Here is a 17,408-nt window from a genome sequence, read left to right as displayed (position 1 = left end):
CAGACGCGCATGAGACTCAACCTTTCCGAATGGGCGCTGAAAAACCAGCCGCTGGTGCGCTACCTGATCGTGATGCTGATGCTGGCCGGTGTCTGGTGCTATGCCCAGCTGGGGCAGAAGGAAGACCCGGAGTTCACCTTTAAGGCGATGATGGTGCGCGTGGTCTGGCCCGGTGCCGGCACGCTGGAGATGGAGCAGCAGGTCACCGACAAGATAGAACGCAAGCTGCAGGAAATTGGCGAGCTGGAATATATCAAAAGCTATACCAAGCCCGGTGAAGCCCAGTTCATCCTCAATCTGCGCGAGGGGGTGGACCCGAAAAAGGTGAAGGACTACTGGTATCAGGTACGCAAAAAGCTGGGCGATATCCGCCACACCCTGCCTGCCGATGTCAAAGGTCCCTTCTTCAACGACGAATTCGGCGATACCTACGGCAATCTGTACGCCTTTACCGGCGACGGCTACAGCTATGAAGAGCTGCGCCGTTATGTCGACACCGCCCGCCAGGAAATCCTGCGCGTGCCCGATATCGGCAAGGCCGAGTTTGTCGGCGCGCAAGAAGAGCGCATCTATGTCGATCTGGACACCGCCAAGCTGGCCACGCTGGCGCTGGACGCCCGCGTCATCTGGGCGGCACTGGCCGAGCAAAATGCCACGCGCCCGGCCGGCGAGTTCCATACCGCCAGCGAACGGGTCTGGGTGCGGCCCAGCGGTGCCTTCGACTCGGTCACCGCCGTCGCCAACACCCCCATCATCGCCAACGGCAAGACCTTCCGCCTGGGCGATATTGCCCGCGTCAGCCGCGGCTTTATCGACCCGCCGGTCATGCGCATGCGCTTTAATGGCCAGCCGGCGCTGGGGCTGGCGGTCAGCATGAAAGATGGCGGCGATGTCTTGAAGTTCGGCGCGGCGCTGGCCGAACGCATGCAGGAAATCGAAGGCAAGCTGCCGCTGGGGGTCGAGGTCAATGCGATTTCCGACCAGCCCAAGGTCGTCAAAAGCGCCGTCGGTGAATTCATGCGCTCCTTGCTGGAAGCCGTCGTCATCGTGCTGGCGGTCAGCTTCTTCAGCCTGGGCTGGCGCCCCGGCGTAGTGGTGGCTTTGTCGATTCCGCTGGTGCTGGCGATGACCTTCATCTCTATGTACTTCCTCAAGATAGACTTGCAGCGCATTTCGCTAGGCTCGCTGATTATCGCGCTGGGGCTCTTGGTCGACGACGCCATTATTGCGGTCGAGATGATGTCGCTCAAGCTGGAGCAAGGCTGGAACCGCTTTCAGGCGGCCACCTTTGCCTACACCAGCACCGCCTTCCCCATGCTGACCGGCACGCTGATTACCGCCGCCACCTTCTTGCCGGTAGGCTTAGCCAAATCCAATGCCGGCGAATATGTATTCAGCCTGTTTGCCGTGGTCGGCATCGCACTATTGCTGTCCTGGGTGGTGGCGGTGGTGTTTACCCCTTATCTGGGCTTTATGCTGCTGCCGGAACGCGCCCATGACAGCAGCCACCAGGATGTGTACCACAAGCCCTTCTATCTTAAATTCCGCCGTGCGGTTGACTGGAGCCTGTCGCACCGCAAGCTGGTGATTGCCGCAACCTTTGCCACCTTTATCCTGTCGCTGGTCGCATTCAAGCTGTTTGTGCAGCAGCAGTTCTTCCCGGCCTCCAACCGGGTCGAACTGATGGTCGACTTGTGGCTGCCGCAAGGCGCCAGCTTCGAAGCCACCGAACGCGAAACGCAGAAACTGGAAGCCTTGCTCAAGGGCGACAAGAATATCGCCAGCGTCACCAGCTATATCGGTGGCGGCAGCCCGCGCTTTTACCTGTCGCTGGATCAGCAGCAGCAGCACCTCAACTATGCCCAGCTGATGGTGATGACGCATGACGAGAAAAGCCGCGAGGCGGTGCGCAGCAAGCTGTTCCAGCTGCTGGACAACGACTTCCCCATGGTGCGCGGCCGCGTGGTGCGTCTGGAGAACGGCCCGCCGGTAGGCTATCCGGTGCAGTTCCGCGTGATGGGGCCGGATCACGCCCAGGTACGCGCCATCGCCGGCCAGATCGAGGCGCTGCTGCGCGCCCATCCGGGCACGCGTCAGGTCAATAACGACTGGGGCGAACAGCTCAAGTCGCTGCGCATTACGCTGGATCAGGACAAGGCCCGCGTGCTGGGCATCTCCAGCCAGAATCTGGCCCAGCAACTGCAGCTGCTGATCTCGGGGGCGGCCATTACCGACTACCGCGAAGGCGACCGCACCTTGGGCGTGGTGGCACGCCTTAACAAAAATGAACAACTCGATGTCGGCGCGCTGGGCGATTTGATGATACAAACAGCCGGTGGCCGCTATGTGCCGGTGTCGCAGATCGGCCATATCGATTATGTGCCGGAAGAAAGCATCGTCTGGCGCCGTGGCCGCCTGCCTACCGTCACCGTACGCGCCGATGCGCGCGACGGCACACAGGCATCGGATATTTCGCGCGCGCTATGGCCCAAGCTGCAGGAAATGGAAAAAACCCTGCCGCTGGGCTACCACCTGGAGCTAGGTGGCGCGATGGAGGCCAGCCAGAAGTCGCAAGCGGCCATCAACCAGGTTGCCCCCTTGATGCTGGTCATCGTGCTGACCTTGCTCATGCTGCAGCTCAAGAGCTTCCAGCGCAGCCTGATGGTTCTGCTGACCGCTCCTTTAGGCATAATAGGGGTGACGCTGACACTGATCGCCTTCTCGGCACCCTTCGGCTTTGTCGCCATGCTGGGCGTGATCGCACTGTCGGGTATGATCATGCGCAACTCGGTCATTCTGGTCGACCAGATCGAACAGGATATTTCCGAAGGCATCGAGCCATGGGAAGCGATTGTCGGTTCCACCGTGCGCCGCTTCCGCCCCATCATGCTGACGGCACTGGCAGCGATTCTGGCCATGATACCGCTGACACGCAGCACCTTCTGGGGGCCGATGGCGGTCGCCATCATGGGCGGCCTGCTGGTCGCCACCGTATTGACGCTGCTGTTCCTGCCGGCCTTGTACGCACAGTGGTTCCGCGTCAAACGTCCGACGGTCTGAGCATAAGAAAAACGCCTGCGCCGCTGGCACATCCCCCGGCGCAGGCATCAAGACTTAGAGAGATTGCATGAACACATCCGCCCCCAAGCTCGCCACCTTGCTGCTGGCAGGCACGCTTGCCATGCCGGCACAGGCTTTTGACCTACTGGAAGCATGGTATGCGGCACGCCAGTATGATTCGGGCTTCGCGGCACAAAAAGCCGAACGCAATGCCGGACTGGAAAAACGCGATCAGGGCCGCGCCCTGCTCTTGCCGCAGCTGGGGCTGTCCAGCAGCGTCAGCCGCAGCAACGATATCGAGCCGGGCGTTTCCGGCAGCTACAGCAGCCATGGCTGGGGCGCCGAGCTCAAGCAGCCTCTCTTCGATGTCGGTGCCTGGACCGGCTACCAGAAAGGCAAGATCAGCAGCGCGCTGGCCGACACCCGTTTTAGCGCCGCCGAACAGGCGCTGATCCTCGCGGTGTCCCGCGCCTACTTTGATGTGCTGCTGGCGCAGGACACGCTGTCGTCCACCCAGGCGGCGAAAAAGTCTTTCGAGAAACAACTGGCACAGGCCAAAAAGGCGTTTGAAGTCGGCACCGCCACCATACTCGACAGTTATGAAGCGCAGGCGAGCTACAACGCCGCCAGCGCGCGCGAAATCAGCGCCATCAACCAGCTGGAGGTCAAACGCAATGCGCTGGGTACGCTGACCGGGCTAGTCAATGAAGGCATCAGCCCGCTCAAGGGCAAGATCGCCCTCTTGGCCCCCGAACCCGGCTCGGCCGATGCCTGGATCGCACGCGCGCTAAACAACAACCCAGCCATTGCCATTAGCGAACAGCAAACACAGCTGGCGCGGCAAAATGTCACCGCCGCACGCGGCAACCACCTGCCCAGGCTTGCACTGACCGCCGCTTATCAGGACCAGAGCACCAACAACCCGCGCACCAGCTTTACCGACAATCGTGGCAGCAATATTGGTCTTAACCTGACCATTCCGCTCTATGCCGGCGGCGGCATCAACTCGCAAGTACGCGAGGCGGTCGCACTGCAGGAGCAGGCTGGCGAGCAGCTGGAATCCAGCAAGCGCAAGGTGCGCGAAGACGTGCGCGCCGCCTTCCTTGGCGTATCCAATGGCGCGGCGCTGGTAAAAGCCAATGAGCAACTCTTGCTGTCGGCCAAAAACAAGGTCGATGCCACCCGTCTGGGGCGCGAAGTGGGTCTGCGTACCATTCTTGATCTCTTGCAGGCGGAACAAGCCTATTACGAGGCCGAACGCCAGTTGTCCGAGTCGCGCTACGGCTATCTGTTTGCCCGCCTGCAACTGGCCCAGGCCAGCGGCGAGCTGTCCGAGGCCACGCTCAGAAGCGTCAACCGCTACTTCTAAACGCGCCCCTGCAAAATCAGGCCGGCCTGACACTCGCCCAGAGTGCAAGGCCGGCTTTTTTATGGTTATGTTGGCCTGTTGTGATCATTTCTGCATCACTCGCGCAAAACGGGTGTTTAATTTTCCACCATACGCGTGACATTTTCCTAAACACCTCATTAGAATGAATCGGGCAAACTGCGGACCGATGTAGCGCCATAATATTCACTAAACATAAATAGTGAGACAACACGCCACGCCCGTACCTTCAAAGCAACAGACCAGATGAGGCCAACCATGAGCGAAACCCAGCAACTCCTGCAGCGTAAAGCCGATGCCACCCCACGCGGCGTGGGCGTGATGTGCAATTTCTTTGTCGAGCGTGCGAAAAACGCCGAGCTGTGGGACACCGAAGGCCGTCGCTATATCGACTTTGCCGGCGGTATCGGCGTCCTGAATACCGGTCATCTGCACGACAAGGTGCAGGCTGCTGTCGCCGCCCAGCTGGAAAAATTCAGCCACACCTGCTACCAGGTTGTGCCATACGAGAGCTATATCCGCGTAGCCGAGCAGCTCAACACGCTGGCACCGGGTGCTTTTGCCAAGAAAAGCGCCTTCTTCACCACCGGTGCCGAGGCGGTAGAGAACGCCATCAAGATTGCCCGTGCCGCCACCGGCCGCTCCGGCGTAATTGCCTTTGGCGGCGGCTTTCACGGCCGCACCATGATGGGCATGGCGCTCACCGGCAAGGTTGCCCCTTACAAAATCGGTTTCGGCCCGTTCCCGGCCGAAATCTATCACGCCGTATTCCCCAATGCCCTGTATGGCGTATCGGTTGCCGACTCCATCGCCAGCATTGAAAAATTGTTCAAGTACGATATCGAAGCCAGCCGCGTTGCCGCCATTATTTACGAGCCGGTACAAGGCGAAGGCGGCTTCTATGCCGCCCCGAATGAGTGGGTACGCGAACTTCGCCGCCTGTGCGACGCGCACGGCATTGTGATGATCGCCGACGAAGTACAGGCCGGCTTTGCCCGTACCGGCAAGTTCTTTGCCAGCGAACACTACGACACGGCACCTGACTTGATCACCACCGCCAAATCGCTGGCCGGCGGCTTCCCGCTGTCTGCCGTGGTCGGTCGCGCCGAAATCATGGATGCACCGGCGCCAGGCGGTCTGGGCGGCACTTACGCCGGCAACCCGCTGGCACTGGCCGCTGCCGAGGCGGTGATCAGCGCCATCAGCGAAGAGAAGCTGCTGGAGCGCGCCAACCGTCTGGGCGATGCACTGAAGGAAAAGCTGCACGGCCTGAAAAAATCGGTGCCGCAAATTGCCGATGTGCGCGGTCTGGGCGCCATGATTGCGGTCGAATTCAATCAAGCGGATGGCAGCGGTGCGGATGTCGACTTCACCAAAAAGGTTCAGGCCAAGGCACTGGAAGCCGGCCTGCTGCTCTTGACCTGCGGCGTCAACTACAACGTGGTGCGCTTCCTGTTCCCGCTGACCATAGAAGACGCGGTATTCGACGAAGCACTGGCCATTCTCGAAGCCGCCATCAAGGCTTGATCCCACCCACGGCAACGGCGCGGCACGCGCCGTTTGCGGAGCAAGACATGCTGAACCTGAAAGACCCGAGCCTGCTCAAGCAGCAGTGCTATCTGAACGGCGAATGGCTGGATGCCGACAATGGTGAAACCATTCCGGTGAGTAACCCGGCCACTGGCGAAATCATTGCCCAAGTGCCCAAGATGGGGCGCGCCGAAGCGGAGCGCGCGGTCGCGGCCGCTGCCGATGCATTCCCGCTGTGGAAGAAAAAAAGCGCCAAAGAGCGCGCGCTGCTGCTACGGCGCTGGTTCGACCTGATGATGGCGAACCAGGATGACCTCGCTGCCATCCTGACCGCCGAGCAGGGCAAGCCGCTGGCCGAGGCCAAGGGCGAGATCGCCTATGGCGCCAGCTATATCGAGTGGTATGCCGAAGAAGGCAAACGCATCTACGGCGACACCATCCCGTCGACCGGCGCCGACAAGCGCATTCTGGTCAGCAAGGAACCGATAGGCGTCACCGCCGCCATCACGCCGTGGAATTTCCCCAATGCGATGATTACGCGCAAGGCCGCACCGGCGCTGGCTGCCGGCTGCCCGATGGTGGTGCGTCCGGCATCGCAAACGCCGCTGTCGGCGCTGGCCATTGCCGAACTGGCACAGCGCGCCGGCATCCCGGCCGGCGTGTTCTCGGTCATCACCGGCGGCTCAACCGATATCGGAGCGGTGCTGACCGGCTCGGATACGGTGAAGAAATTCAGCTTTACCGGTTCGACCGAAGTCGGCGTCAAGCTGATCGCCCAGTGCGCGCAGACGGTGAAAAAGGTCTCGATGGAACTGGGCGGCAATGCGCCGTTTATCGTATTTGACGACGCCGACCTCGATGCGGCCGTCGAAGGCGCGATGATTTCCAAGTACCGCAATGCCGGCCAGACCTGCGTCTGCGCCAACCGCATTCTGGTGCAAGACGGCGTGTACGATGCCTTTATCGCCAAGTTTTCCGCTGCGGTGGCCCAGCTTAAGGTCGGCAACGGTGTCGAGGCCGGTGTCACCCAAGGGCCGATGATAGATGACAAGGCGGTGGCCAAGATTGAAGAGCATATTGCCGACGCGCTGGCCAAGGGCGGGCGTCTGCTCGCCGGCGGCAAGCGCCATGCACTGGGTCATAGTTTCTTCGAACCGACCGTTATCGCCGACGTGACCCCGTCCATGAAGGTGGCGCGCGAAGAGACCTTCGGCCCGCTGGCACCGGTGTTCCGCTTCCACAGCGAAGACGAGGCGATTGCCATGGCCAACGATACCGAGTTCGGCCTGGCCTCCTACTTCTATGCGCGTGATATCGGCCGCATCTTCCGCGTCAGCGAAGGCCTGGAATACGGCATGGTCGCCGTCAACAGCGGCATCCTGTCCAATGAGGCGGCGCCGTTTGGCGGGGTCAAGCAGTCCGGTCTCGGTCGCGAAGGCTCCAAGTACGGCATTGAAGACTATCTGGAAATCAAGTACGTGCTCCTGGGCGGCATCGACCGCTAAGCGGCACAAACTGGCAAACGGGCCGCCTGTGCGGCCCGTTTTCGCAAGCACCACACACATAACGACAATAAGGGACAAACCATGAGTGAAACGCTAAGCCGCCATACCGGCTCCTATTACGCCGCCAGCGCCAACCCGACCCCCAAACGCCCGGCACTGGATGGCCGCCAGGTCGCCGACGTCTGCGTGATCGGTGCCGGTTACACCGGCATCTCCACCGCCTTGCATCTGGCAGAAGCCGGCTACAAGGTCATCGTGCTCGAAGCCGCCCGCGTCGGCTGGGGCGCCTCGGGACGCAATGGCGGCCAGATCGTCAATAGCTACAGCCGCGATATGGACGTGATCGAAGCGCGCCACGGCAAGGAAGCGGCCCGCCGCATCGGTGCCATGGCATTCGAAGGCGGACGCATCATTCGCGAACGCATCGCCAAATACGATATCCAGTGTGACCTGAAAGACGGCAATGTATTTGCGGCCTTTACCCAGAAACAGCTGGACGAAATGGCGGCGAAAAAAGCCCTGTGGGAAGCCTATGGCCACACCGGCCTCAAGCTGATCGACAAGGCCGGCATGCAAGACATCGTACAGAGCGACGCCTATGTCGGCGCGCTTCTGGACAACTGGGGCGGCCATATCCATCCGCTGAATCTGGCCTTGGGCGAAGCGGCCGCATTCGAGTCGCTGGGCGGCGTGATTTACGAGCAGTCGCCGGTAACCGCCGTCATCGAAGGCGACAAGCCCTCGGTCAAAACCCTGCATGGCGAAGTCAGCGCCGACTTTGTCGTGGTGGCCGGCAATGCCTATCTGGGCAACCTGATTCCCAAGCTGGCGGAAAAAACGCTGCCCTGCGGCACGCAGGTGGTCACTACCGCACCGCTGGACGCCAAGCTTGCCCAAGCCTTGCTGCCGGGCAACAACTGTGTCGAAGACTGCAACTTCCTGCTCGACTACTACCGGCTGACTGCCGACAACCGCCTGCTATACGGTGGCGGCACCGTTTATGGCGCACGCGACCCCGGTGCCATCGAAAATCTGGTCCGCCCCAAGCTGGAGAAAACCTTCCCGCAACTAAAGGGCGTCAAGATCGACTACAGCTGGACCGGCAATTTCTCGCTGACGCTGACCCGTCTGCCGCAGGCCGGGCGCATCGGCAAGAATATCTACTACTCGCAAGGCTGCAGCGGCCATGGCGTGACCTATACCCATCTGGCCGGCCGCCTGCTGTCCGAAGCGATCCGTGGCCAGAGCGAGCGCTTCGATGCCTTTGCCTCCTTGCCGCACTACCCGTTCCCGGGCGGCCGCCTGCTCCGCGTCCCCATGCTGACCCTGGGCGCCTGGTGGTATGAAATGCGCGACAAGATGGGGGTCTAGCTAAGCTAGCTCGCTCTGTGCAGTGGCAATGCGGTTGCGGCCGGAAAATTTGGCCGTATAACATGCCTTGTCGGCACGGGCGAGCACCTCTTCGGGTGTGGCATCAGAGGCTTGGATCTGCGTCAATCCGATGACGGCACTCAAAGTAAAAAACTGGCCGGCAAAAGCCAGGCGGTGGCATTCAATACGTTGCCGGATCTGACTCAGCAGCAGTTGCCCATGGGCTTCATCACAATGGCGCAGGATTAAGTTGAACATCCCTTCCATATCATCAAGAACCGGTTTGGCTTGAAGAAGGTTCGTTAGCGTGGTCTGGCCAAGAACAGCGCGCAATTGATGACGCTGTTCGCTCTGGCGAACCTGATGATCGCCAAGCGATGCCTACTCGGGCTCAACACCAAGGTGCGTCCTGAAATGGCAACGAAAACCAGTACCTGGCACGCCAGGCCGTGCGAAAAATCTCTCGTTCGCAGTCGATTGCGTCAACGATGCCGCACAGAATCGTATTTTTTCAGCGCGTCCTTAAGCGAAAAGCACCGCTCCACATGGATGGAAAGCGGTGCTTTTTCATGATTCCACTTAAATTTTTAGACTGAAAAACAGCCTCAGAACCCTTAAGTGAATGGCATTAGCCCCAGCCCCTCAGGGCGGCGGTGCAGATCAATGACGCAGGCGCTAATGCCAGCGCGTCTGCTGCTCAGACAGGGCGATCCCGGCTTCTTGCATGCAATCCACCAGATCCTGCCAGCAAGCCTGCCTGTCGGAGGCCACATCCGGCACCACCAGCCATGGTGTACGGGCAATGATCTCTTTGCTTTGCTGCCGGCGCAGCGCCACATCATAACCTTGCAACTCGGGCTGGTATTCGGCCACCGCTTCCAGTTCGCGCAAGCTGGCAAGACGGGCTGCGGCAATCGCCACCGTCAGCCCCAAGCGTTTTCTGTTCCAGGCGCGTACACCCGCTTCCAGCGCATCCCAAATCGGCAAGGGTGCAAACAGCTCGGCCTCGCCATACTCCATCTCGCGGCTGATGGCCTGCTGCACCAGCGGCATCGCCGCATCCAGCGCCTTGCGCGAAAGTTTGCGAACCTGCTCGTGCCGGAGTACGCCGCGCTCGGCCAGAAACGGAATCCAGGCCAGCACCAACTGGGCATCCGGCGTCTGGTCGGCCGCCTCAAAGGTGGCGCGCGACGCCTCGGGGTCGGCCGGCGCAAAGTCGCAACCGGCATCCATAATCGGCGCCAGATGCACAAGGCTCTGACAGGCACGCTCGTTCAGCATGTCCAGTGTGAAAATGGTGGGCGATACCCACAAGATGGACTTTTCCGAGACCTCCAGCGCATCCGCCAGCGCCACCTCGACCCGCTCCATCAGCGGGTAATGCCACCACACCCCGCCCTTGGCGCGCGAGAAGGCAAGCGGCAAGGCCCACAATTCAAACGATGCAAAACTGCCATCCGGGCGCACCACCTCGGGCCGGGCAATCGCGCCCCGTGCCGTTTCGACCAAGAGTTCACGCACCGGTGCCTCGGCCAATAGCCCCAACTGGGCCTCGGTAAACACGGCCTGATCGCCGCCCATCAGCACCTGCTGCACGGCGGCCGTCAGTTGCATGCGTGCCATCGGTTCGTCCAGCGCTTCGCGCGCCTTATCCATCAGACCGGCAATTGCCGCCTGACGCTCGACCGGCGGCAAAGGCTCGGTCGGAATCACGCGCATTTCGCGCTGCAGCGGATTGGCTTCACGCTCGGCATAAGCCTTGTTCAGCCGCTCGTACAAGGCCATGGCTTCGTCACAGATGCGCTGCAAGGCCGCGGCCGTCGGCGGCTCTTCCATGAAGTTGAAGTCAAACATGCGCAAGCCGCTATTGCAGACATAGTGGGTGATGTTTTCAGCTTCGTCGTATAGCACGGCGCTGGCAAAACCCTCCGCCTCACGCCCGGCAAACGGCATATTGTCGTTACCGACCAGACGGCAGATAAAGGCCGGCGCCTCGGTGTGCACGATGTACTCGTAAGGCTCCAGCCCCTTGTCGTCGACGGCATCGCCAAAGATAAAGCGGTTGGGTACAAAAGGATCGCCCTTGATGCGTGCGTTGCGAGGATGCGGTTTCATGTGTGACTCGGGACCAGACGGAAATTCAGCCTGCCATTCTACCGCGCACCCGCCCTTGCGTGTTAACCACGCAGCGGCGGCAGGGCGCGCGTAAAATGAAAGGAGCTGATCTCAAACCCTTCACGCAAATAGAGCTTGTGCGCCTGCGTGCGCCAGGTACCGGAGTCGAGGGCAAAGAATCGGCAATCACGCGCGCGCGCCTCGGCGGCACAGGCGTCCAGCAAACATTTGCCCACGCCTTGCGAGCGGCAGGCCGCATCGGTAACCAGATCGTCTAAGTAAAGGCGCAAGCCCTGGTAGGTATTTTCGTAAATCCGCCATAGCGCGACGCCAAGCACGGCGCCACCGCTATCGACGGCGACCCACATCCGTGCACCGCCGGCAAATACGCGCGCCATGGTCTGTGCGTACGTGGCACTATCCTCCGGCAGCATCGGGCGCAATTGGCGGTGCACCGGCAGTGCCGCCGCCAGCAGCTCAGGGCGGATGATGGCACCGCTCTCGTCGGTCACCGCCAGTACGCTCAGCATGATGCCTCTCCGGCGCAGCCACAGGATGCACCCGCTCCTGCGCGGGTATGCGTTGCGTAGCCATCACGCTTCCACCAGTCCAGTCCGCCCAGTAGCTCCTTGACGTTAAAACCGAGCCTTGAAAGCGCCAGCGCGGTTTTGGTCGACGCATTGCAGCCGATGCCGTCACAGAAGGCGACCAGCAACACATCGCGTGGCAGGTGTGCGGTCGAGTCCGCGTCTATCGTGCGGTGCGGCAGGTTGATCGCGCCGGGAATGGTCTCGGCGGCGAACGCCGCGCCAGAGCGGCCGTCGATAAGCAACAGCGGCTCGCCGCGCTCAAGCGCGCTGTAAACGTCGTAGCTGTCGGTCTCGAACGCGAGCTTGGCCGCGTAATAGTCTGCTGCCTTCATTTCTGTTCTCCCTCTTTTGTTGCAAACCGGTCCATGGCTGCCGCCACGGTGCGCGATGCTTCATCTGCGCACGCCGCAAGGCCGTGGCGTATCCCCGCCTGCTCGGCCGCACTGCGGTTCTGGCTAAGCTTTGCCTTGCCCTGCAGACGCGAAATGCTGATCTCGATGCCGACTACCGCCCGCAGCATGGCGGCGAGGTAGTCGGCCGGCGCATCGTCCAGCTGCCACGGGGCGGCAAAGCCGGCCTCATGCGCCGCCGTCAACCGAGTTATCTGGGCGCGCACCCAGACTTCGTCATCGATCACCCGCAGCATGCCATGGGCGTGCACCACACTGTAGTTCCACGTTGGCACCACGCGGCCATGCTCGGCCTTGCCCGGCAGCCACGATGGCGACACATAGGCATCCGCACCGCTGAAAATCGCCAGCACGGCACAGGCCTCCGCTTGTGCCAGCGGGTTGGCGCGCGCAATATGCCCTTGCAGCACACCGCGTTCGGCATCCGGCCACAGTACCAGCGCGTCAGCACACAACTGGCCATCCTCCAGCCGCACCAGATGGGCTAGCGGATGTGCGGCCATCAGCGCATGGCAGGCTTGGGCCTCTTGCACGGCAAAAGCATTCGGACAATACATCGGCGCACTCCGGCAATGAATGAATAAGGCATAATAGGCACGCAGGTGGCCTGATCATAGAGCCACTTAAGCCAACACGGAGCAGACCACTTGCCACACGACTGGATCATCGATGCGCTCGTTGCCAGCGCTTGCCAGCGGCGCAGTGAACTGGAAGCCTGTTTGCGCGGCTGGATCACCAGCGCCCAGCTCAAACCGGGCAATCGTCTGCCCTCCAGCCGCGAAGTCTCTGCCGCACTGGGCATCGCCCGCAACAGCGTCACGGCCGCCTATGAACAACTGGTGGCCGAAGGCTATTTAGAGGGACGCCATGGCAGCGGTACTTATGTTGCGACACTGCCGCAACTCCCCGCCACCACCCCTGCCACCCGGCTCACGGCGCGCGGCCTGTCGGCACGCGGCGCACAACTGCTTGCCGCCAGCCGCCTGCCCACCGGTCTGATTGGCGCCTTCGCGCCGGGCGTGCCGGAGCTGACGCGCTTTCCGCATGCTTTATGGCAACGCCTGCAGTCGCGCCATCAGCGCAGCGCCAGCCCCGATATGTTCGGCTACCGCAATGATGGCGGCTACCTGCCGCTACGCAGTGCATTGGCAGACTATCTGACCTTTGCACGCGGTGTGCGCTGCCATAGCGAGCAGATCGTGATCACCCAGGGGGCGCAGGGCGCGCTGGAGCTGGCGGCCCGCCTGCTGGCCGAGCCGGGCGAAACCGCCTGGGTCGAGGAACCCGGTTATGCCGGCGCCCATGCCGCCTTGCAAGGCGCCGGCCTGAGGCTGGCTCCGGTCACGGTCGACGCTCATGGACTGTCACTCGCACAAGCCGCTCATTCGCCTGCCCCACGCCTGATCTATCTCACCCCGTCGCATCAGTACCCGAGCGCAGTGGTGATGCCGCTGTCGCGCCGGCTGCAGATTCTGGCCCATGCCGAGGCCTGTGGTGCATGGGTCATCGAGGACGACTACGACAGCGAGTTTCGCTACAGCTCGGCACCTATCCCTGCGCTGCAGGGCATTGCCCGCAGCGACTGCGTCATCTACATCGGCACCTTCAGCAAGGTGATGTATCCGGCGCTGCGCCTGGGTTATATGGTACTGCCCGACGCGCTGGTCGACGCATTTCGCCGCTGCAATGCCCGTCTTTATCGCGAAGGTCATTACCCGCTGCAGGCGGCGCTGGCCGAATTCATTGGCAGCGGGCATTTTGCCCGCCACATTCGCGCTATGCGTGAACTGTACCGCCAGCGCCAGACTCTGCTGCGCGCCGTGCTGGCACAAGAACTGGGCGACACACTGCCCTTGTCCGCAGGCGAAGCCGGCCTGCATCTGCTGGCCCGCCTGCCCGACGGCTACGATGAGCTGGCACTGAGCGCACGAGCGGCAAGCGAAGGCTTATGGCTACGGCCGTGGTCAGCGCATTGCCTGCTTAGCGGGCCTGAACGCGCACTGGTACTGGGCTATGCCGGTGTCGAAGAAACGGCCTTGCAAAGTGCGGCACGACGCTTGGCACAGTTGCTGACACAAGACCCGGCCTTCGTGGCCGCGCACGCCTGATCCAGATCAAACATCCTGCCTTTTATCCAAAATGGCAAGTGCGCTATCGCTATAATCCCGCGCCTTAAGCGCCGCCTTTTGCCGGCGCACCCATGAAAGACAAAGCATGCACCGCAAACCTATCGCAGCCGCTTTTTCCGGCCTGCTAGCACTGACTGTTGCCCTTCCCGTTCTTGCCGCAGATATCGACGCCTTTAAAGGCTTGTCCGGCAAGCTGGATATTGCCGGCGGCACCGCCCATATTCCGGTCGTACAAGACATCGCCCGTCAGGTGTCAAAAGCCAACCCGGCAATCCGCATCAGCGTAACCGGCGGTGGCAGCGGCGTTGGCGTACAGAAAGTCGGTGAAGGTCTGGTTGATATCGGCAGCACCGGGCGCAAAGTCAGCGCCGAAGAAATCGCCCGTTACCAGCTCAAGCCCTTCCACTTTGCCCTTGACGGTGTCGCAGTCGCGGTCCACCCGAGCAACCCGGTCAAGGACATCAGCCTCGCCCAGCTGCGCGATGTATTCAGCGGAAAAATGACCAACTGGAAGGCCTTGGGCGGAGCCGACGCCCCCATCCATCTGTATGGCCGCGACGAGGCCAGCGCCACGCGTGAAGTCTTTGTCGGCAAAGTGCTGGGCAAGGACATCGCGCCCGCGGCGAAAACCACGCTGGTCAGCTCCAACGGCGCAGCCAAGTCAGCCATTGCCCGCGACAAGGGTGCCATCGGCTACCTTGGCATGGGCATGCTGGACCAGAGCATCAAGCCTTTAAGCGTGGATGGTCATGCGCCGACCCAGCAAAATGCCCTGTCCGGTGACTACCCCATCGTGCGCGGCCTCTACTTCAATACCAAGGGTGAACCGGCGGCACTGCCCGGCGCTTTTTTACGCTACCTCAAAACGAATGAAGGTCAGGCCATTATCCGCAGCCATGGCTACATCCCTGCGTTCTGATGTCTGAACGTCTGCTTGCGACGGCCGCCGCACTTGCCGGCGGTATCGCGGCGTGCGCGGTGCTCGCCATTCTGGCGCTGTTGTTATGGCTGGGGCTGCCGCTATGGCGCGATCCGGCCCTGCTGATCTCGCTTGCCGGCAGCAGCTGGAATCCGGCCGCCGGCGAGATAGGCCTGGCCAGCATGGCAGCCGGCACGCTGCTGCTCGCTGCCTCGGCCCTGCTGCTTGCCTACCCGTGCGGACTGTTGCTGGCACTCTCAACACTGGGGCTCGCCCCCCGTCCACTGGCCGCGGCAATGCGCACCTTGCTGGCGCTGCTGTCCGGCATTCCGACCGTGGTCTACGCCTTTGTCTCCGTCTGGTTACTGGTGCCCTGGCTGCGCGACAGCTTGGGGCTGGGCATGGGCTATTCCTGGCTGGCGGCTGCACTCACACTGGGTGTCATGCTGACGCCAACCGTGGCCCTGTTGCTAAGCGGCGCCTTGTCGCCGACCTTTAGCCGTCTGCAAGCGCCAGGCGATGCGCTGGGTCTGTCGCGCGTGCAGTTGCTGCTGTGGGTTGTGCTGCCGAGCGAGCGGCGTGCACTACTGTCCGCACTGCTGCTATCTTCCGGGCGCGCCGTCGGCGATACGCTGATAGCCCTGATGGTCAGCGGCAACGCCATCTGGCTGCCCGCCAACCCGACCGAACCTTTGCGCGCCCTGACCGCACATATCGCGATCACGCTGGCAGCCGACACCCAAAGCCAGGCTTATGCAGCCATCTACGCGGCCAGTTTGCTATTGCTGGCTTATGTCACGCTGGTCCATGTCCTCAGCAAGAGCTTGTCCAATGAATCCGCGCACCGTCATTGAACGCACTGTTGTCGTACTCAGTACGCTGCTGGCAGCCGCCTTCGCCGGCCTGTTACTGCTAATACTGGGGTTCTTGCTGACGGGTGCCTGGCCTGCATTAAATGGCAGGCTCTTGTTTGGCGATACAGCGGCCTGGCCGGCACTCAGCGGCCAGACTCCGGTGTGGGATGGCTTATGGCCGGCACTCGCCGGCAGCCTGATGCTGGTGACGCTCGCCATCAGCATTGCCTTGCCGCTGGGCATTGCTGCCGGTATCCATCAGGCCGAATATGCACGCGGACGCAGGGCACGTCTGGCATGCACCCTGGTTGATCTGCTGGCGGGCATGCCATCCATTGTGATGGGACTGACCGGTTTCATGCTGATCCTGCTGCTACGCCATATCTTGCCCGATGCCAATACTTCACTCCTGCTGGCCGCATGCTGTGTTGCCCTCCTGGTGCTGCCTTATCTGGTACTGGCTACCCGGCTCAGCCTGCAGCAGTTGCCGACAGAACTCAGGCTAAGTGCACAAGCGCTGGGTCTGAGCCCATCGCAAGCCATCCTTCACGTCTACCTGCCAGCCGCCAGCCCCGGCATACTCTCGGGCTGCATTCTGGCGATAGGGCGTGCGCTGGAGGATGTGGCCGTCATCCTGCTGACTGGCGTAGTCGCCGAAACCGGCCTGCCCGGCAGCCTGTTCGACAAATTCGAAGCACTGCCCTTCTTTATCATGGTTACCGCCGCCGAATACCGCGATGAAGCGCAGCTGGCACGCGCTTTTGCCGCGGCCCTGCTGCTGATGGGCTTGTCTGCACTGCTGTTTGCGACTGCGCGCCAACTCCAGAAAAGATCCTTATCATGAGCGCTATCCGCTGCCATCAACTCTCGCTGGCCATCGGCAAGCAACAATTGCTGTCCAATATTTCGCTTGAACTGCCAAAAAACAAGCTGTCGGTGCTACTTGGCCCATCAGGCTCGGGCAAGACCAGCTTTTTGCGCGTACTCAACCGCCTGCACGATGACACGGCGGGTGTACGCATCAGCGGCGAGCTGGCGCTATCGCTCTCCGGCCAGACCATCCAGCCCTACCAGCGCAGCACCGACCCTGTCTGGCTGCGTCGCCGCGTCGGCATGGTATTCCAGCACCCGAATCTGCTACCGGGCTCTATCGGACACAACCTGCGCCTGCCACTGCAACTGGTAAAAAACCCACCCCGTGCCGAACTGGCAGTCCGCATTGAGGCGGCGCTACGCGAAGCACAACTCTGGGACGAAGTCTGCATGCGGCTGGATGCGCCAGCTGCCTCGCTTTCCGGAGGGCAGCAACAACGCTTGTGCCTTGCACGTGCGCTTATCCTGCAACCGGAAATTCTGCTCTTGGACGAACCTACCGTCTCTCTGGATACGCAGGCCAGCAGCGATATAGAAGCACTGATTGCTTCGCTTAAATGCCGCTACACGCTGGTGATGGTCAGCCATAACCCGGTACAGGCCCAGCGGCTGGCGGATAAGATTATCGTCTTCCGTGACGGATCACTGGTCGAGTGACCTGCGCC

15 protein-coding genes and 1 pseudogene are annotated in these 17,408 nt (G+C 61.6%); 11 read left to right on the top strand and 5 right to left on the bottom strand.

What is annotated here, in order from left to right; translation table 11 throughout:
* Positions 1-9: 9 nt before the first annotated feature.
* The 5 genes from M3P88_RS00080 to M3P88_RS00060 all read left to right on the top strand — a co-directional run bounded on the left by M3P88_RS00080 (position 10) and on the right by M3P88_RS00060 (position 8,853).
* The gene (locus M3P88_RS00080) at positions 10-3,060 is read left to right on the top strand and encodes an efflux RND transporter permease subunit (protein WP_249614073.1); all 3,051 of its coding nucleotides are present in this window, start codon (positions 10-12) and stop codon (positions 3,058-3,060) included.
* Between the two features lie 67 nt (positions 3,061-3,127).
* Positions 3,128-4,429 carry a TolC family outer membrane protein gene (locus M3P88_RS00075; protein WP_249614072.1) on the top strand — a complete coding sequence of 434 codons (1,302 nt, stop codon included), beginning with the start codon at positions 3,128-3,130 and terminating at the stop codon, positions 4,427-4,429.
* A 276-nt stretch (positions 4,430-4,705) separates the two neighbouring features.
* On the top strand, positions 4,706-5,974 hold the full coding sequence (gene gabT / locus M3P88_RS00070; RefSeq protein WP_249614071.1) for a 4-aminobutyrate--2-oxoglutarate transaminase: 1,269 nt from the start codon (positions 4,706-4,708) through the stop codon (positions 5,972-5,974).
* A gap of 47 nt (positions 5,975-6,021) precedes the next feature.
* Positions 6,022-7,482, top strand: a complete 1,461-nt coding sequence (gene gabD / locus M3P88_RS00065; RefSeq protein WP_249614070.1) for an NADP-dependent succinate-semialdehyde dehydrogenase — start codon at positions 6,022-6,024, stop codon at positions 7,480-7,482.
* Between the two features lie 81 nt (positions 7,483-7,563).
* Entirely contained in the window at positions 7,564-8,853 is a 1,290-nt protein-coding gene (locus tag M3P88_RS00060; RefSeq protein ID WP_249614069.1) for an NAD(P)/FAD-dependent oxidoreductase, read from the top strand.
* Here M3P88_RS00060 and M3P88_RS00055 read toward each other — a convergent pair whose 3' ends face one another.
* Complete coding sequence (locus M3P88_RS00055; RefSeq protein ID WP_249614733.1) at positions 8,854-9,111, bottom strand: GGDEF domain-containing protein; 258 nt, start codon at positions 9,109-9,111, stop codon at positions 8,854-8,856.
* On the opposite strand from M3P88_RS00055, the pseudogene M3P88_RS00050 reads away from it, so the two are divergent.
* Positions 9,103-9,261: pseudogene (locus M3P88_RS00050) on the top strand (transposase); the annotation flags it as partial. The gene M3P88_RS00055 and the pseudogene M3P88_RS00050 sit on opposite strands and share 9 nt — an antisense overlap.
* Positions 9,262-9,528: 267 nt before the next feature.
* On the opposite strand, the gene M3P88_RS00045 reads toward M3P88_RS00050, so the two are convergent.
* The 4 genes from M3P88_RS00045 to M3P88_RS00030 form a co-directional block, all read right to left on the bottom strand.
* Complete coding sequence (locus M3P88_RS00045) at positions 9,529-10,968, bottom strand: hypothetical protein (protein WP_249614068.1); 1,440 nt, start codon at positions 10,966-10,968, stop codon at positions 9,529-9,531.
* Between the two features lie 62 nt (positions 10,969-11,030).
* A complete protein-coding gene (locus M3P88_RS00040; RefSeq protein ID WP_249614067.1) occupies positions 11,031-11,498 on the bottom strand; it encodes a GNAT family N-acetyltransferase in 468 nt (155 codons plus the stop codon).
* Positions 11,492-11,890 carry a rhodanese-like domain-containing protein gene (locus tag M3P88_RS00035; RefSeq protein ID WP_249614066.1) on the bottom strand — a complete coding sequence of 133 codons (399 nt, stop codon included), beginning with the start codon at positions 11,888-11,890 and terminating at the stop codon, positions 11,492-11,494. Before M3P88_RS00035 ends, M3P88_RS00040 begins: the two co-directional genes overlap by 7 nt.
* On the bottom strand, positions 11,887-12,525 hold the full coding sequence (locus M3P88_RS00030) for an FMN-binding negative transcriptional regulator (RefSeq protein ID WP_249614065.1): 639 nt from the start codon (positions 12,523-12,525) through the stop codon (positions 11,887-11,889). Before M3P88_RS00030 ends, M3P88_RS00035 begins: the two co-directional genes overlap by 4 nt.
* A gap of 90 nt (positions 12,526-12,615) precedes the next feature.
* Here M3P88_RS00030 and pdxR point away from each other — a divergent pair, with 90 nt between their 5' ends.
* The 5 genes from pdxR (at position 12,616) to M3P88_RS00005 (ending at position 17,400) form a co-directional block, all read left to right on the top strand.
* Positions 12,616-14,076: a MocR-like pyridoxine biosynthesis transcription factor PdxR gene (gene pdxR / locus M3P88_RS00025; RefSeq protein ID WP_249614064.1), complete on the top strand. Its 1,461-nt coding sequence runs from the start codon at positions 12,616-12,618 to the stop codon at positions 14,074-14,076.
* Positions 14,077-14,182: 106 nt separating this feature from the next.
* Positions 14,183-15,016, top strand: a complete 834-nt coding sequence (locus tag M3P88_RS00020; protein ID WP_249614063.1) for a phosphate ABC transporter substrate-binding protein — start codon at positions 14,183-14,185, stop codon at positions 15,014-15,016.
* Complete coding sequence (locus tag M3P88_RS00015) at positions 15,016-15,870, top strand: PstC family ABC transporter permease (protein WP_249614062.1); 855 nt, start codon at positions 15,016-15,018, stop codon at positions 15,868-15,870. The genes M3P88_RS00020 and M3P88_RS00015 overlap by 1 nt, the downstream gene beginning before the upstream one ends.
* Positions 15,848-16,714 (top strand): PstA family ABC transporter permease, encoded by an 867-nt coding sequence (locus M3P88_RS00010; protein WP_249614061.1) that lies wholly within the window; start codon positions 15,848-15,850, stop codon positions 16,712-16,714. Before M3P88_RS00015 ends, M3P88_RS00010 begins: the two co-directional genes overlap by 23 nt.
* Positions 16,711-17,400 (top strand): phosphate ABC transporter ATP-binding protein, encoded by a 690-nt coding sequence (locus tag M3P88_RS00005; RefSeq protein ID WP_249614060.1) that lies wholly within the window; start codon positions 16,711-16,713, stop codon positions 17,398-17,400. The genes M3P88_RS00010 and M3P88_RS00005 overlap by 4 nt, the downstream gene beginning before the upstream one ends.
* Positions 17,401-17,408 lie beyond the last annotated feature (8 nt).

This window comes from Craterilacuibacter sp. RT1T (genome assembly GCF_023502145.1).
Taxonomy (GTDB): domain Bacteria; phylum Pseudomonadota; class Gammaproteobacteria; order Burkholderiales; family Chromobacteriaceae; genus Craterilacuibacter.
The sequence above is the reverse complement of the archived record's forward strand: the minus strand, read 5'-3'. Positions and strand labels throughout refer to the sequence as shown.